Below are 15,443 nucleotides of genomic sequence, written 5' to 3' on the forward strand. Positions count from 1 at the left end.
TGAGGCAAAACAGCCCTGCCCGGATCGAGCGGTGTGATCATGGGGCCAATGAATTGAGACACCGAAACCACGACCGGCGGCCGTTCGTGTGGTCTTGCGGCGATTCCCCGCGATCCGCGGTGCGGAACCGCTGTGCACGTCCGCAGGGGGTGTGGTCGTGCGGTTGTGCTTGCCGGGTGAGGTGGCCGTCCACGTGGACGGCCGGTAGGCGCGTCGGGCCGGTCCCGGCCGCCGCCGCTTGCAGCCCTCGCCCCGCCCCGACCCCAGGGGCGCGGGCCACCCTTTCGGCCCATCCGCCTTCCGTGATTCTGACTGTGCGTAGCTTGGTGTTGCTGCGTTGGAGTGACCCTCTTCACCGGCGTGCGGTTCACGGATGCGGTCATTAGTTTCGGACGTGCCGGTGCCCGAGGGTGCGCCGGGTGTGTGCCGGACGCCGGGGGTGTCCGGTTCCGTGAGGGGGAATCGTTGTGAGACGCAGTCTTCTGCGTGGTTCTGCGCTGCGCGCGTTCGGCAGCACCGTGATGGCCGTGGCGCTGGCGGCGGGTGTGGTGACGGGTGTGGCGGAGGCCCAGCCCGCAGCGGGTGAAGTGGTGCAGGCGCCGCAGACGTGGACGCCGCCGGCGGAGGTGAACCGGACTCCGACGGGCGGCCTGCCGCCCGAGGTCCCGGCCGCGCGGGAACAGGGGCAGGTCGGGACCAGGACGGTCCAGTGCAGCTCGTCGGGCGACCGACCGGGTGCGCTGCCCTCCTACCCGATGGAGCGCCACCGCATCAGCGACCGCCTGGAGTTGGCGGTCAACCTGAACAACGGCAACCTGCTCGTCATCGCCCGTGACCTGACGCTCAAGGGCACCGGGATGAACCTGTCGATCGACCACGTCTACAACAGCAACAACTGGGGGACCAACGGCTTCGACAACTGGCAGTTGAACACCGGCCGCGGCGTGTACCTGTCCCTGTGGGACAGCGGCTCGGTGGAGATGCACGGCCCCAACGGCTACTGCGTGCTGTTCAGCCCCAACACCGACGGCAGCTACAAGCGCGTGCCGGGCCTGAACGCCGCGCTGACCAAGGGCTCCGACGGCACGTTCACCCTGGTGTTCGACTCCTCGCAGGAGAAGTGGCGCTTCAACGCCAACGGCTGGCTGCTCTCGCAGTCCGACCGCAACGGCAACACCAACACCATGGCCTACACGGCCGACGGCAACACCGCCTCGATCACCGACTCCCAGGGGCGGGTCACGACCTTCGGCCACAACTCGCACCGCATCAGCTCGATCACCGACCCGGCGGGGTTGACCTTCGGCAACTTCACCTACACCGGTGACAAGCTCACCGGCTACACCGACCGCGACGGCAAGGTGGTGTCGCTGACCTACCACGGCACCACGCGCCTCAAGTCCATCACCGACCCCCGTGGCGGCACTTACACCATCGGCTACACCGACGACTACCGGGTCTCGTCCTTGACCAAGCCTCTCGCCGGCGGGACGACGGCCACCACCACCTACGCCTACGACCGGCCCAACCGCAAGACCACGGTCACCGACGCCAACGGCAACCCGGCGGTGCACGAGTTCGACGACAAGGGCCGCCAGATCAAGGCCACCGACGCGCTCGGGCACGAGCAGTCGCGGACCTGGACGGCCAACAGCGACGTCAACACCACCACCGACAGCCTGTCGCACTCCACGACCTACTCCTACGACCCGCTCAACAACCTCATCGGCACCCAGTTGCCGACCGGCGCGAAGAACGTCGTGGGTTACACCAGTTCGGCGCACCCGCACCTGCCCACCCAGGTCACCGACGCCTCGGGCAACCAGGCCACCCGCGAGTACGACACCCGCGGCAACCTGACCAGGACCCGCTCCACCGGCCTGAACGCCGACATCGAGACCTACACCTACGACAACCGCGGCCTGGTCACCACGCGCAAGGACGGCAAAGGCGCGACGACGACCTACACCTACGACACCGCGGGCAACCTGACCAAGGCCGCCCCACCCGCGCCCGCCGGCGCGACCACCTACACCTACGACTCGCTGTCGCGGATCACCAGCGTCACCGACGGCAACGGGGTCAAGATCGACTACGGCTACGACAAGCTCGACCGCGTCGTGTCGGCCGAGCACGGGGCGACCGTGGTGCAGGCCAACGACTTCGACGCCAACGGCAACCTCACCTCCACCCGGGTCCCCGGCGTCACCCGGACGCTGGCCTACGACCCGCGCAACCAGCTGACCAAGGTCACCCGCGGCACCGAGGTGGTGTCCTACACCTACGACGAGGTCGGCAACCTCAAGACCCTGACCACCCCGACCGGCACCGCGACCTACGCCTACGACGTCGCCGACCGGCTGACCTCGTTGGCCGACGCCTACAGCGGCACCACGACGTTCGGCTACGACAACGCCGACCGGCGCACCACCACGAACTTCCCCGGCGGCGCGGTGCAGACCACCGGCTACGACAACGCCGGGCGCCACACCTCCATCACCGTCACCAAGCCCGGCGCGGAGCTGCTCAAAGCCACCTACCGCCACACCCGCCCCGACGGCAGCGACACCGACAAGCTCCAGTCCAAGACGATCAAGGGCGTCACCACCGACTACACCTACGACGGGCTGGGCCGCCTGACCAAGGCGGGCACCGGCTCCTACACCCTGGACAACGCCGCCAACCTGCTGTCCGGCGAGGGCCGCACCTACACCGTCAACGCCGCCGACCAGTACACCAGGTCCAACGAGACGACGGTGGCCTTCGACGGCGCGGGCAACTACGAGTCCACCACCAACCCCGACTCCGCTGTCACGCACAGCCCCACCAACCAGCTGCTCACCGGCAACCTGGGCACCACCGAGGTGCTCGACTTCCGCTACGACACCAGCGACCAGACCCAACCCCGCACGGTCACCGAGACCCTCACCAGCGGCACCACGACCACGCACGTGTTCACCCGTACGGCGCTCGGGGTAACAGAGACCGTGGACAACGGGACGCGCTCCAGCTACACCCGCGACACCGAGGGCCTGCTCGTCGGCCTGAAGGACAAGGTGGGTTCACGCTACGGCGCGATCACCGACCACCAGGGCAGTGTCCTGGCGCTGGTCGACACCAACGGCAACCTCGCCGCGGAGTACAGGTACACCCCTTACGGCGCGGTGACCGCCACCGGCGCTGCGGCGGCGTCCAACCCGTTCCGCTACCTGGGCGCCTACCAGCTCCAGCGCGGCCACTACCTGCTCGGCTACCGCGTCTACGAACCGAGCTACGCCCGCTTCTTCTCACCCGACCCGACCGGCCAGGAACCCAACCCGTACAACTACGCGGGGGGCGACCCGATCAACAACAGCGACCCCACCGGCGGGAGCTTCAGCTCGAGCGGTGGTGCCACCATCGGCGGCGGTGTCGGCGGGCTCGCGGCAACGGCATTCGTCACCGCCGCCTGCGGCACCGGCGTGGGATGCCTGCCGGCCTTCGCGCTCATGGGCGGCTTCCTGGGCGGAGCCGGAGCGGCGATCGGGTCCCAGGTGGCCGGCGGAACGCAGAGCGACGTTTCCACCGATGGCTTCTGGGGCGTTGTAGGCGGGGCGGCGTTCACCTCACTGGGCGCCGGGTTGGGCAGGCTCGTCAAGCCCGCACAACAATAGTTTCGCCACATCGCAGGGGGTCCTCCGGTGGTTCACGCGGTCACTCCGGAGGACCCCCCGCGCGCGGCACCGTCGTCAGCCGAGGACGGACCCGTCGATCCCGAGGAGGGTGTCCCGTGGTTGTGAAGCGCCTGCTGCTCGGAGCGTTCTGGCTCGTGCTGCTGATCCTCGCCGTCGTCTTCCGGCACGAGGCACCCGGTGCGCTACCGGCCGTCCTGGCCGGAGGACTGATCCTGCTCGGCGCGGGAACGGTCATGCGCGCCGTCGAAAAGCGGAAGAACCGGTCCCCGGGTCGCTGATGACGGCGACGGCGGGCGCGTTCGACGGCGGCGCTGCTCGGGCGCTCACACGACGGTTGACCGGCGAGGTCCACCTCCCTCCGGTCGCCGGGGACAAGGCGTACTCCAGTCGCGCCAACCGGAAGAAGGGCCGCCGGCTCCAGGCAGCCCTAGTGGTGCGCGAGCCGGTAGCCGCTCCACCCGGAGCCGACCTGCACGGCCACGGCGAAGCCGCCGGTGCCGTTGCCGAGCCAGCGCCACAGGGTGTTGTCGTCGGTGCGCACGGCGACGAGGTCCGCCTTGGCGTCACCGTTGATGTCCATGACGTTGAACGGACCGAATCCGCCCCACCCGGAGCCGACCTTCCGGCTGCTCGAGAACGTCCCGTTGCCGTTGCCCTCCCAGAAGTAGAGCTCGCCCGCCGCGTTCGTCCCCCACAGGTCACCGTCGCCGTCACCGTCGGCGTCACCGCCCGCGAACTCGGGGAACGTCGCCCAGCCCTCACCGACGAACGCCCGCTCGGAGAACGCGCCCCTGCCCTTGCCCGGGTACCAGTACAGCCTGTCGCCGTCGCGACCGACGACGTCGGCGCGGTTGTCACCGTTGACGTCGAGCACCGCGAACCACTCCACCGTGTGCCAACCCGAGCCGATGTCGGGTATGCGCTCGAACGTGGCCTGACCGGAGTTGTGCCAGTAGTGCAGCGACCCGTCCGCCTTCGTCGCGAGGATGTCGGCGGAACCGTCGGCGTTGGTGTCACCGACACCGATGCGGTTGTACGGCGACCACCCCGGGCCGATGTCGCTGGAGCCGCCGAACGTCCCGGTGGCCGTGCCCGGGTAGATGCGCAGCGTGCCATCGGGGTCGACCGCGAGCAGGTCGTCGTACTTGTCGCCGTTCACGCTCTCGGCGGCGAGGCTGCGCGGCGTGGACGTCCACCACGTGGTCTGCTTGCGCGCACCCGCCCAGCTGAAGCTGAAGTGGATGTGGTCGGTGTGGGGGTTGGCGCCGGTGTAGGTCTGCCAGCCCTTCGACGACTCGTACGCCCGCCAGATCTGGTGGTTCCAGATGATGTACATGATGCCGAACCGGCGGACCCTCGCATGGGTGTTGCCGTGCTGGTCGGTGGCGAAGAGCCAGTTGAGCACCTCGGCGGCCTGCGCCTTCTGCGTGGCGTTGGTCGCGTCGAACCAGGCGTCGAGCGCGCGGCCCTCCTTGTGCTCGCTCTGCCCACCCTGGTCGCACTCGCGGCTGATGCCGCCACCGCGCCCGTACTCGGCCGTCAGGATGTCGCGGAACCCCACGACGCCCGGCTTGGCGTCCGGGTCGCACGTCGACTGCCCCACGTACTGGGCGTAGGCGTCGATCGCCGACCCGAACGCCGGCGCGGGCAACGCCGCCGACGCGGGCGGCGTGAGCAGGACCACCATCATGACGGCGGCGCCCAGTACTGCGAAGAACCTTCTCATCATTCCCTCCCTTTTGCGCGACCGGCGGCTGACCGATGCCGCGCACGAGACGATCCCGACCGCCAACGACCTGGACCTGCACGGGAACAAGACCTTGAGAACGCACGGAATCCACTCCTGTGGCAACCCTGCGAGCGCACCCCGCTGTCACGCACCACAGTCGACGTGGTCTTACCCGGATAGAGCCACGCGAAATTCCGTCTCATGACGAAGATGCGGAATCGCAGGTGCGGGTGATCGACCGCAACACCGGCAGACCGTGCGCTTCCCCGAAAGCGCACAGGGATTGCGGAGGCCCCCCTCGCGACGCCCGACGGTCGGGCAGTCACCCCATACTGGGCGGTGCCCTTATGTCGAACAATCTGCCGTTCGAGTGAAGCAGTCACAACCTCTGGGTTCTACGCCCGCAACATCACGGCGGCGGCCAGCTTCAAGGTTCCCGACCTTGAATCACCCCGCCTGCACCCTGATCCGCCTTGTCGGAGAAGGTGGCGGCGAGCAGATCAACTTCTTCCCGGACGTATCGACAGGCGGTGCTGGAGGAGATGCCGAATCCGGCGGCCAAGCGGGCGGGCGTGTTCCCGGTCGGGGCGTCGGATCTTGGTCGACTGCCGCATCCGGAACACCGGACACCCGGGCGATCACGCGTCGGTGGGCAGCCATTCCTCCCGGTACCCGGGGTGATCACGGAACGACACGGACAGCCTCCGCAGAAGGCTTTCGGCCAGTAGGCGCTCATCGGCCACACCCGTGTACAGGTCCAGCGTCGAGACGAGTTCCTCCAGGACACCGCTGTACCCGTCGTACAAAGCCCGGAAGCCACCGGTGCCGACCTCGGACGCCCCCACTCCCTGCCCGTGTTCGTGAGCGAGCTGGTCAAGTCTGGCACGCAACCACTCGGCGAGATCCTCCACGACGGATACCGTACGCCCGTTCGAAGCCGGTGATGGAGCGGCTGCTCAACGCGGCGAGTTGGGATGTCGACGGCATGCGGGACGATTTACGAGCGCAGCGGCAGTGCTCCGGCACCGCAGGCCGGTGGAGAACCGCCAGGTCGGAGTGTTTCTCGCTTACGCCACAACGGCAAGCCACACCCTGATCGACCGGGAACTCCGCCTGCCCAGGTCCGGGACCGCCTACCGTGCCAGGTGCCGGGCAGCGGCCGTCTCGGACACGGTCCCCTTCGCCACCAAGGCGACCCTCGCCCGCCGCACGCCGGAACGGGCGTTCGCGGCAGGTGTCCCGGCCCGGTGGGTGACTGCCGACCCGGCGAAAACGGGTAGCGCCCGCCGACGGCCTTGGTCGACAGTGGGGTGGTGCGGCTGGACGACGGGGAGGGCCTCCTCGCGGGTTACGTGACCGGCCCGGCGGCCGCGACCGAGGCGACCGCCGCGGCGCTGGTGCGGGCGGACAGCGCGCGCGTCGTCGTGCTGGTCGAGGGCGTCAGCGACCAGATCGCCGTCGAGACCCTCGCCGCACGGCACGGGCGCGACCTGGAGGCCGAGCAGGTCGTGGTGCTGCCCGTCGGCGGCGCCCACGGTGCCGCCCGCTACCTGCGTCGGTTCGGCCCGCGGGGAACCGGAGCACGGCTGGCCGGCCTCTGCGACGTCGGTGAGGCGCACGTGGTCGGCCGCGGTCTGGCCCTGGCCGGTCTCGGCGCGCACGGTTCGCGGGAAGACCTGGAGCGGTCGGGTTTCCACGTCTGCGTCGAGGACCTGGAGGACGAACTCATCCGCGCCGCCGGGCCGACGCGGGTGATCGAGGTCTTCGCGGCCCACGGGGATGTCGGCGCGTTCCGCAAGATCCAGCGGCAACCCGCGTGGCGGGGGAAGGACGAGGCGGCCCAACTGCGCCGCTTCCTCGGCTCCGGCTCACAGCGCAAACTCCGCTACGCCCGCCTGCTGACCGAGGCGATCGCCCTGGACCGCGTGCCGCGACCGCTCACCGGTCTGCTCGACGCCATCTGATCCGGTCGTGGGTCGGGACCGGACGCCGAACCGGTCACGGGGTGATGATCTCCAGCACCACCTGGCCGTACAGGGCGGACAGGGTGCCCAGACCCAGGTTGCACAGCAGGATGTTGGTGCTGGGGTAGATGATCGTGTGCACGAACGTCGCTCCCGCGAACACCCCCGAGGTGACCGTGCCGGTCGTGACCACGGTCAGGGCGAGGCCGCTCAGGCTCGACACGTTGTTGCCGGACAGGGTGGACGTCTCGCCGGTGTTCCAGGTGATCGGGATGGTGATCGCGTTCGCGCCGAGCAGGCTCAGGCAGGTCGCGCCCTGAGAGGTGCCCGTGGCGCTGGAGTGGCCCGAGGTGATGTCCGGGCGGGTGGCCGAGACGCACGGGCCGTACTGCCGGGACACCGAGAGCGCCATGGTCTGCGGGGAGTTGGTCGCGGGCGGGTCGAAGAGCAGGCTCGCGCTGCTGGGCGGGGTGCACGTGAGGTCGAGGCCCACGGCGGCGGCCGTGCCGGGTGCGACGAGCGGGATGGACGCGACGGTCATCAGGACGGCGGCGAGGACGGAGGCGACTCGGGACATGGCGGTTCCCCTTTCCGAACACGAATTCCGCAGAAATGCGGATTCGATGGTGTCGGCATTGATCTATCGCGCACCCCGGGGCTTCGTTACCGCGATTCCCGCACCCGCCTCCGCTCCCCGTCAGCCGGCGGGCCGAACCCCGGTGGCGTCGACGACGCCCGTCTCCACCGAGGTGAAGCTCAGGACGGTGCCCGGCGGGTAGCCGTCGGCGTCGCTCGTGGCGGTCCGGCGCTCACCGATGAACCGGCCGGTCGCCGGGTCGATGATGATCTCCTGCCGCACGTGGCCGTCGTCCAGGCCCAGGGCGGTGCCGATCCGGCCGTCGACGTTGGCCTGCCGGTCGGTGACCTCCAGGCCGGGAACCCCCGTCATCGCCCGGTAGAGGGCAGCCCGCACGTCCTTGCCGACCAGGCCGCTGCGCAACGCGTCGGCGACGTAGACCAGCAGCTGGTCGTGGCGCCTGCCGTCGGGGATGTCGTCCTCCAAGCGTTCCAGCAGCGCGTCCGGGTCGGTGGGCAACCCCGCCTGCCACTCGGCCGTGGGGTGGCTCCAGCTGCCGGGCACGCGGCACTGGCGCTCGGGCTCGACGTCGAAGTCACCGCAGCGGGCGCGCTCGTCGCCCTCGGGCCAACCCCCCCGGGGCCAGGTGTTCCCGGTGGGCACGCCGGCCGCCCGCGCCTCCTCCTCGGTGCCGAGCACCCACCTCTGGTTGCCGGTGACGTCGCGGCGCAGCAGCCACTCCCCGGCGGGGTCGGCCGGGACCCAGGTCTCCAGCAGGTTCTCCGCGAGCCGGGCGAACTCCCGGCCGTCCACCGACGCCGACGCCATCCACCAGGCCCGGGTGGCGACGTAGCGGTAGCGGCCCGGCCCGACCGGCTCGTCCACCGCGCCGATCGCCCCGGCCGCCGCCCGGTCCAGGGCGGCCACCGCCTCCGCGCTCGCCGGCGCCGAGCCGCCGAACGGCACGGTCTGGGCGACCAGGGCCCCCGCCACCAGCACGCCCACCGCCGCCGCGCCGACCACCAGCCGCCGTCCCGACCACCCCGCCGGTCGACGCGCCGACCACTGGCCCGACCACCCCGCCGACCGCCGTCCCGGCCATCCCGCCGATCGACGCGCCCGCGCCGGGGCCTCGTGCGGTAGGACCGCACCCGGCGGGACCGCGCCCGCCCGCCGGTCGGCCGCACGCCCCTGCCCGGCGCTGGTCAGCAGCGCCGTCCGGGCCCGGCCGATCACCCGCTCGTCGGTGCCCACGTCGGCGTTGAACTCCGCCAGCGCGACGTCCAGTTCGTCCTCCGCCCAGGTGCGGTGGATGTTGTTCTCACTCATCGCCGGTCCTCGAATCCTCGGTGTTCGACGCGTGGGCGCGCAGCCGCGTGCGGGCCCGGTGCAGGCGGGAGCGGACCGTGCCGACCGGGATGCCGAGCGCCTCGGCCACCTCGTTCGAGTCCAGTCCCGCCCAGCTGGTCAGGAGCAGCACGTCCCGATCACCGGCCTCCAGCGCGGCCAGCGCGCCCGCCAGCCGCACGGCCCGCGCCGAGGCGTCCACCCGGGCGGCCACCCGGTCCTCGTGCCCCTCGCCCCCGGCGACCGACCCGACCGACCGGGCCGCCGCCCGCAGCCCGCGCACCTCCTGCCGCAGGTGCCTGCGCAGCAGGTTGGTCGCGATCCCGTACAGCCAGGACCGCGCGGTGCCGCGCCCCGGGTCGTACCCGGCCCGCGTCCGCAACGCCACCAGGAACGTCTCGCCCACCAGGTCGTCGGCCAGGTCACCGACCCGCCGGGCCAGGTAGCGGTGCAGCGGCCGGGCGTGCCGGTCGAACAGCACCTCGAAGGCCGGGGCGGGCTGTGCCCCGGACAGGTCGGGCCGGTCCTCGGCCTCGTCGTCGCCCCCGTCGTCGGCCACTCGGCCCCCGGCGGTGCGCTCGCTCGTCATCCTCACACCCGCTGTTGCCCGCAGCGGCCCTCCGCGTTCACGGGCACCCGCCTCGTACCGACCGAGTTCAGTCGTCGAACCGCACCTTGACCCAGGTGGTGGTGCTGCCGGCCAGCGGCACGACGCCCCACTGCTCGCTCAGCGCCTCGACGATCAGCAGCCCGGCCGCCGGCACCGGGTCGACAGCCCCGCCGGTGGCCCGGTTGCGGAGCCTGATCGTGAGCGTCCCGGTCCCCCGGTCCAGCACCAGCTCCAGCACGTAGCGGGGCAGGCCGTGGCGCTGCGCGTTGTCCAGCAGCTCGACCACGATCAGCCCGACCCGCAGGACGTCGTGCTCCGGCCAGCCGGCCAACCGGTCGCGCAACCACAGCGCGACCTGCTCCCGCGACAGCGCCCTGTCGTCCCGGATCAGCAGCAGGGCGGTGTCGTAGCCGGCGCTGTCGTAACCCGCGCTCATCGTCTCCCCTGGTCCGCCCCGGGGCGGTGGGGACGCGTGGCTGCGGCTTCTCGGGGCACGGCATCGAGTCTGCCACCGACATGTCCCGTTGCACCTGACGATCACCTTGCGCCACCCGGTCGCACCACGGGCACGTGATCGGGCGGACCGGGCCCGCCTCACCCGGGGCAGCGGGTGCAGCGGTGCGGGCCGATCGCGCGGTCCCGGCCGCGCCAACCGGTGCCGATCGCCTCCGACCACAGGACAGTCCACGGCCGGCGCGTGTCGCCCTCGTAGGCGCGACCGCAGCTGTCGCAGATGAGGAGCAGTGCCACGGGGTCCTGCTCACCGGGTATGGCGGTCACGGTTACCGGCCGTCGTCTTCCTCGGTGGCGGCCCGGGGCGGGGTCCCGGAACAGCGGCGCGCCCTCACCCGGCGCCCCACCGCCGGGCAGCCGCCCTCGCGGACGCGCCCACCCCCGCGACCACCACGACGGCGCCGGTGACCGCCTCGTTGACAGCCGCGATCCCCACCTCCGGGGAGCGTCCCGCGAACGGCGCGACGACCAGCCACGCCCCGACCAGCAGCAGGACGGGCCCCAGCCACGGCGTCTCCCGCGGCGCCATGGCGTGGACCAGGGAGCACACCGCCACCGCGAAACCGGCGAGCACGCCGTGCCAGCGGGGGTCGAAGTCGCCGACGGCGGTCTGGTAACCCAGCGCGAAGGGGGCCATGAGCAGCCACAGGCCGGCGAAGAAGCCCAGCACGACCCCGAGCGAGACCACCGCGTCCCACCCGGGCCCGCGCCGCGCCGCCGCACCGCGGCCCGTCGCGGGCGACCGCGTTCCCACGGACGTCACGGCGTCCTCCTCCCCCTGCACCGATGGCGGCCGCACGCCGTTGCGCGGCCTCCCCCGATCGTGGCACCGTCCGGCGGCGGTGGACCTGACGCTTGTCTTGCGATCGCACCGCCACGGGGTCGGTCGGCCCGCCCCCGGAAGGGCTCAGGCGCCCGCGCACCTGCTCGGGCCGACGACCGCGGACGTGACGGGGACGGTCACCCTCAGTTCACCTGAGCGGGCGAAGCCGAACTCCACGGTCACCGTCGAGCCGACCGTGACCCCCTCCCCCAGGTCGACCAGCACGACCCGGTAGTCCGTGCCCGCACCGCCGCCGGGCACCACACCGTCCTCCAGGGGCAGCGTCGCCACCGGTTCGGCGGCGCCGTCGCAGTCGCGGTCCCAGCGCAGCTCGACCTGCCGCGCCTCGTCGCTGCCGACCGAGACCAGCTCGTCGTCCGCGCCGTGCTGGGCGAAGACCCTGAACCTGACCACGGCGTCGTCCCCGGGCCGCAACGGCGACCCGCCCTCGGTCACCGCCGGGGCCACGCGCAGCACGACGTCGCCGACCCGGCCCCGCACGCCGGTGCCGGCGGCCGAGCCCAGCCCCCCGGCGATGACCACCAGGCAGAGCCCGATGCCCACCGCACCGGTCCCGATGCGCGTCACGACGTCCGGCATACCCGATCGGGCCGCCCGGTGGGGGGTCGCCGGCGAGCTGTCAGGTGATCGCAAGGTGGCGGCCGCCCGGGACGAGGCGCGCTCGGCCGGCTTCGGCCCGCAGCAGCCGACGATGGCCGGGTGGCGCGGGCGGTGGTGTTCGCGGCCGGCGGTGCTCGCGGCCCGTCCGGGGCGCGCGGACCATCCGCGCGCCGGCCGGCCGACCCGTCATCCGGCCGCACCACGCGCGACCCCGTCACCGGCAGTCCGTTGTGGACCGGCGCACGGGTGACCAACTGTTCACCGGCTGTTCGCGCCCGAGCCCCGCCACAACACGTAGCGGAATCACGATACTTCGGTCCGCCGCAGTTCGGTTCAGGATCGGAGCCGCCAGGATGTCGCACCACCACCACGGCCACACCCACGAGCACCACCACGAGGAGGTCGAGGGCAGCTGGCGCGACGCCGAGGACGACCGGCCGCTGTCGGTGGCCCGCCGCAGGTTCCTGACCGGGTTGGGCGCGGCCGGGGTGGCCACGACGCTCGGTTCGCTCCCGGCGCACGCGCACGACGACCGCCCGCCGCACCCGGTGAACCCGTGGCACGGCCGGTCCCGCTGGTACGCGGGTGACCACCACATCCACACCAGGTACTCCTCCGACGGCCAGTACGAGGTCGCCCAGCAGGTGGCCAAGGCGCGCGAGCACGGCCTCGACTGGGTCGTCATCACCGACCACGGCGGGGTCGCGCACGAGAAGCTGTCGATCGACCAGGTCGCGCCGGACATCGAGCGGGCCCGGCGGGCGCACCGCGACGTGCTGGTCTACCAGGGGCTGGAGTGGAACATCCCGGGCGCCGAGCACGCCACCGTGTTCCTGCCGCCCGGTCGGTCCACGGTGGACATCCTGCGGGCGTTCGAGGCGGCCTACGACGGCGGCGTGCTGTCCACGCCGGTCGCCCAGGGCGGCACGGGCCTGCTCACCCGCTCCACCTCCGCCGACGGCGAGCCGTACGCGCTGGCGGCGCTGCGGTACCTGGAGGCGCAGGTGCTGTCCGGCCGCACGGAGATCGCGCTGATGTTCGCCAACCACCCAGCGCGGCGCGGGGTGGACAGCCCGCACGAGATCCGGGGCTGGCGCGACGCCGCGCCCGGTGTGGCCGTGGGCATGGAGGGCGCGCCCGGCCACCAGGCGGCGGGCATCCGGCGCGAGGCGGGCGGGCGCGGCGGCGCGCGCGGCTACTACGACGGCTCGCCCAACCAGGACAGCTTCCCCGGCTACGCGCCCACCGCCACCGAGAACCCCTACCGCACCTACGGCGGGTTCGACTGGATGACCGCCAAGGTCGGCGGCCTGTGGGACTCGCTGCTGGCCGAGGGCCGGCCGTGGTGGGTGACGGCCACCTCCGACGCGCACCAGGTGCACCTGGACACGCACACACCGGGCAGCGGCGACCACAACGCCACCGGCAGCCGCGGCAAGCCCGTGGACACCGGCAAGCCCCAGGTCTACGGGGACTACTGGCCCGGCTTCTACAGCTCCACGCTCGTCGGCGCGGATTCACAGTCCTATGTGGACATCATGCGCGGTATGCAGGGCGGCCGCGTGGTGGCCGTGCACGGCCGCGTGGTCGACGGGCTGAACCTGCGGGTGCGCTCGCTCGGCGGGGGCGACAACCGGGGCGTGACGATCGGCGGGCGCACGTTCGTCCGGCGCGGCGACTCGGTGGAGGTGGGAATCGAGGTCGACCTGGCCCGGGGCGCGAACTTCGGCGGCGCGGTGCCGCGCCTGGCGAAAGTGGACCTGATCGCGGGCCCGGTCACCGGTCCCGCCAGCGACCGCGACGCGCTCGCCGCGCCGCTGACCCGGGTCGTCAAGACCTTCGAGGTGGCCCGCACCGCGCGCGGCACGGTGCGGTTCACGCACACCTTCCGCGACGTGGGTTCCGCGTTCTACCTGAGGCTGCGCGGCTCGGACGGCAACCGGCTCACCTCCGACGGCGGCCCGGTGATGGACGTGATCGGCGACGCGGACCCGTGGTCTGACCTGTGGTTCTACGCGAACCCGGTCTTCGTCGACGTCGTCTGATGGTGTGGCTCGACGCCGTGCCCGCACTGCCCGGCGGGCACGGCGCGGCGCACCGGGACGCGCTGCTGCTGGCCGCGCTGGACTCGTGCGCGACGGCGGACCTGGTGTTCACCCGGGTCGACCGCAGCGGCCCGGTGGCGGTCACCGCGGTGTCCGCGCGCGTCACCGGCCCGTTCGAGGTGGCCGCCGCGGCGGCGGCGCTGGGCGGCCCGGTGACCGTGACCGACTCCCCCGCCCTCGACCGCTGCGTCCGGTTCCCGGGGCAGGCCGCGCTGACCGGGACGCACCCGGCCGGCGAGGTGGTCGCCTCGTCGGCGATCGACCGCGTCGTGGGCGTGGGTGTCCCGGTCTCGCCCGGCGACCCGGTAGAGACGCTGGGCTTCCTGCGCCCGGTCCACCGGGACGGGGCGCTGGTGCTGCTGGTGGAACCGGCCGTGGGCGGGGTGCTGCGGCCGATCGAGGCGGAGGACCCGCACGAGTGCTGCGGCGGCGCGCACTGACGGTGCGCTTGTCGTCGCACCCGAGACAGGACCAAACTACGCCGGGCAATCCACGGCAACAGCCCGTTCGAAGCGCTCGACAGTCCTTCACGACGGAGGACCGGTGATCGATTCGAGCGGGTGGCGCGAGCTCACCCGCCGCGGTGGGTGGGTTGTGGCCGGACCGCGAGCCCGACCGCCTGCAAGCCACGACGACCGGTCGGCACGACCACCACCCGCCGAGTCGGCGTACGCGGGCCCGGCCGCGACCACCACCACGACGATGCGACGACCTCAGGGGAAGTTCTGCTGCGGGGTCCGCACCTCACCGAGGAACGTGCCGGAACAGTTGTGGACGCGCCACACAGCGCGTGCGGTCTGCCCCGACACCCTCGAAACCCCATGCGAGGACCGGACGACGTAGCCAGTACCGTAAACGATGGAAAATCCGTCATCCAGCAAATTCCCGTTCAACAGCCAATTGCGGTCGATCTGCAAGCAGGAGTTGCCGCCCAGGCTGTTGATGTACCCATCAACCAGGATGGACGAGGCAGATCCGCTGTAGCTGATGCAGGGCCGGACGGAGGTTCCTCCCGGGTTGCCCGTGGTGCACCCGCCACCGCTCGCAGCGCTTGCCGTTCCAGGAAGAGCGATCGAGCACACCATCAACGCGCCAACCGTCGCGATCGCCGTGAGCATCCTTTTGCCGATCATCCACATCTCCTTTCCCTGCCGCCTGTGCCAAGGCCCGACGGTCTGCCGCGGTCGGGCTCCGGTACCCCGGTTGAAGACTGCCGGCAGGCCGCCGGTTCCTTTCCGCCCTGATCGGCATCCCATCGGGTGATGAACGGGCCTCCGTACGCCGGTGGCGGGCATGGACGTGGTCTTCTTGCCGGAACGCCGAACCAGAGGCGCCCTGTCGAGGTCGGATCCTGGGCCAGGCACACCGGCAGCGGGCCGCCCTCCCGCCATTGCGAGGTTCCGCAGGCGCGGACTGCACTTTGCGGGCCGAAGCCCACTGTCGGTCGCTTCGGCCCGAAGTCCCGGTAGCCCCACGAGAG

The 15,443-nt window shown here is 71.9% G+C and carries 15 protein-coding genes and 2 pseudogenes; 6 read left to right on the forward strand and 11 right to left on the reverse strand.

The genetic code is table 11. The annotated features are described in order from the left end of the window. The first annotated feature begins 467 nt into the window (after positions 1 to 467). On the forward strand, positions 468 to 3,653 hold the full coding sequence (locus Q5530_RS27150; protein ID WP_415365612.1) for an RHS repeat-associated core domain-containing protein: 3,186 nt from the start codon (positions 468 to 470) through the stop codon (positions 3,651 to 3,653). Positions 3,654 to 3,775: 122 nt separating this feature from the next. Further along, positions 3,776 to 3,952 (forward strand): hypothetical protein, encoded by a 177-nt coding sequence (locus Q5530_RS27155; protein WP_415365613.1) that lies wholly within the window; start codon positions 3,776 to 3,778, stop codon positions 3,950 to 3,952. Between the two features lie 149 nt (positions 3,953 to 4,101). Here the strand turns inward: Q5530_RS27155 and Q5530_RS27160 are convergent, their stop codons facing one another. The 3 genes and pseudogenes from Q5530_RS27160 to Q5530_RS27170 form a co-directional block, all read right to left on the reverse strand. Further along, positions 4,102 to 5,400, reverse strand: coding sequence for an FG-GAP repeat domain-containing protein (locus Q5530_RS27160; RefSeq protein ID WP_415365614.1), 1,299 nt, complete (start codon positions 5,398 to 5,400; stop codon positions 4,102 to 4,104). 478 nt (positions 5,401 to 5,878) lie between these two features. Continuing rightward, positions 5,879 to 5,983, reverse strand: a pseudogene (locus tag Q5530_RS27165) (transposase family protein); the annotation flags it as partial. A 58-nt stretch (positions 5,984 to 6,041) separates the two neighbouring features. Beyond that, positions 6,042 to 6,314 carry a hypothetical protein gene (locus Q5530_RS27170; RefSeq protein WP_415365730.1) on the reverse strand — a complete coding sequence of 91 codons (273 nt, stop codon included), beginning with the start codon at positions 6,312 to 6,314 and terminating at the stop codon, positions 6,042 to 6,044. Between the two features lie 32 nt (positions 6,315 to 6,346). Between Q5530_RS27170 and Q5530_RS27175 the strand changes: the two are divergent. Together Q5530_RS27175 and Q5530_RS27180 are read left to right on the forward strand one after the other, a co-directional pair. Continuing rightward, positions 6,347 to 6,702: pseudogene (locus Q5530_RS27175) on the forward strand (transposase); the annotation flags it as partial. 14 nt (positions 6,703 to 6,716) lie between these two features. Further along, positions 6,717 to 7,367, forward strand: coding sequence for a TOPRIM nucleotidyl transferase/hydrolase domain-containing protein (locus tag Q5530_RS27180; protein WP_415365615.1), 651 nt, complete (start codon positions 6,717 to 6,719; stop codon positions 7,365 to 7,367). A 34-nt stretch (positions 7,368 to 7,401) separates the two neighbouring features. Here Q5530_RS27180 and Q5530_RS27185 read toward each other — a convergent pair whose 3' ends face one another. From Q5530_RS27185 to Q5530_RS27215, 7 genes are all read right to left on the reverse strand, one after another. Then, on the reverse strand, positions 7,402 to 7,944 hold the full coding sequence (locus tag Q5530_RS27185) for a hypothetical protein (protein WP_415365616.1): 543 nt from the start codon (positions 7,942 to 7,944) through the stop codon (positions 7,402 to 7,404). Between the two features lie 120 nt (positions 7,945 to 8,064). Then, on the reverse strand, positions 8,065 to 9,273 hold the full coding sequence (locus Q5530_RS27190) for a CU044_5270 family protein (RefSeq protein ID WP_415365618.1): 1,209 nt from the start codon (positions 9,271 to 9,273) through the stop codon (positions 8,065 to 8,067). Next, complete coding sequence (locus tag Q5530_RS27195) at positions 9,266 to 9,880, reverse strand: RNA polymerase sigma factor (RefSeq protein WP_415365619.1); 615 nt, start codon at positions 9,878 to 9,880, stop codon at positions 9,266 to 9,268. Before Q5530_RS27195 ends, Q5530_RS27190 begins: the two co-directional genes overlap by 8 nt. A gap of 67 nt (positions 9,881 to 9,947) precedes the next feature. Further along, on the reverse strand, positions 9,948 to 10,337 hold the full coding sequence (locus Q5530_RS27200) for an ATP-binding protein (RefSeq protein ID WP_380631531.1): 390 nt from the start codon (positions 10,335 to 10,337) through the stop codon (positions 9,948 to 9,950). Positions 10,338 to 10,495: 158 nt separating this feature from the next. Beyond that, entirely contained in the window at positions 10,496 to 10,651 is a 156-nt protein-coding gene (locus Q5530_RS27205; protein ID WP_415365621.1) for a hypothetical protein, read from the reverse strand. Between the two features lie 94 nt (positions 10,652 to 10,745). Then, positions 10,746 to 11,177 (reverse strand): hypothetical protein, encoded by a 432-nt coding sequence (locus tag Q5530_RS27210; protein WP_415365623.1) that lies wholly within the window; start codon positions 11,175 to 11,177, stop codon positions 10,746 to 10,748. 144 nt (positions 11,178 to 11,321) lie between these two features. Beyond that, the gene (locus Q5530_RS27215; protein WP_415365625.1) at positions 11,322 to 11,825 is read right to left on the reverse strand and encodes a hypothetical protein; all 504 of its coding nucleotides are present in this window, start codon (positions 11,823 to 11,825) and stop codon (positions 11,322 to 11,324) included. Between the two features lie 386 nt (positions 11,826 to 12,211). Here Q5530_RS27215 and Q5530_RS27220 point away from each other — a divergent pair, with 386 nt between their 5' ends. Both Q5530_RS27220 and Q5530_RS27225 read left to right on the forward strand, forming a co-directional pair. Next, the gene (locus Q5530_RS27220; RefSeq protein ID WP_415365627.1) at positions 12,212 to 13,903 is read left to right on the forward strand and encodes a PHP domain-containing protein; all 1,692 of its coding nucleotides are present in this window, start codon (positions 12,212 to 12,214) and stop codon (positions 13,901 to 13,903) included. After that, on the forward strand, positions 13,903 to 14,403 hold the full coding sequence (locus Q5530_RS27225) for a hypothetical protein (protein WP_415365629.1): 501 nt from the start codon (positions 13,903 to 13,905) through the stop codon (positions 14,401 to 14,403). Before Q5530_RS27220 ends, Q5530_RS27225 begins: the two co-directional genes overlap by 1 nt. A gap of 273 nt (positions 14,404 to 14,676) precedes the next feature. Here Q5530_RS27225 and Q5530_RS27230 read toward each other — a convergent pair whose 3' ends face one another. Next, positions 14,677 to 15,096, reverse strand: a complete 420-nt coding sequence (locus tag Q5530_RS27230) for a hypothetical protein (RefSeq protein WP_415365630.1) — start codon at positions 15,094 to 15,096, stop codon at positions 14,677 to 14,679. Between the last annotated feature and the right edge of the window lie 347 nt (positions 15,097 to 15,443).

It is taken from the genome of Saccharothrix sp. BKS2 (genome assembly GCF_047689505.1).
Classification (GTDB): Bacteria; Actinomycetota; Actinomycetes; order Mycobacteriales; family Pseudonocardiaceae; genus Actinosynnema; species Actinosynnema lopnurensis.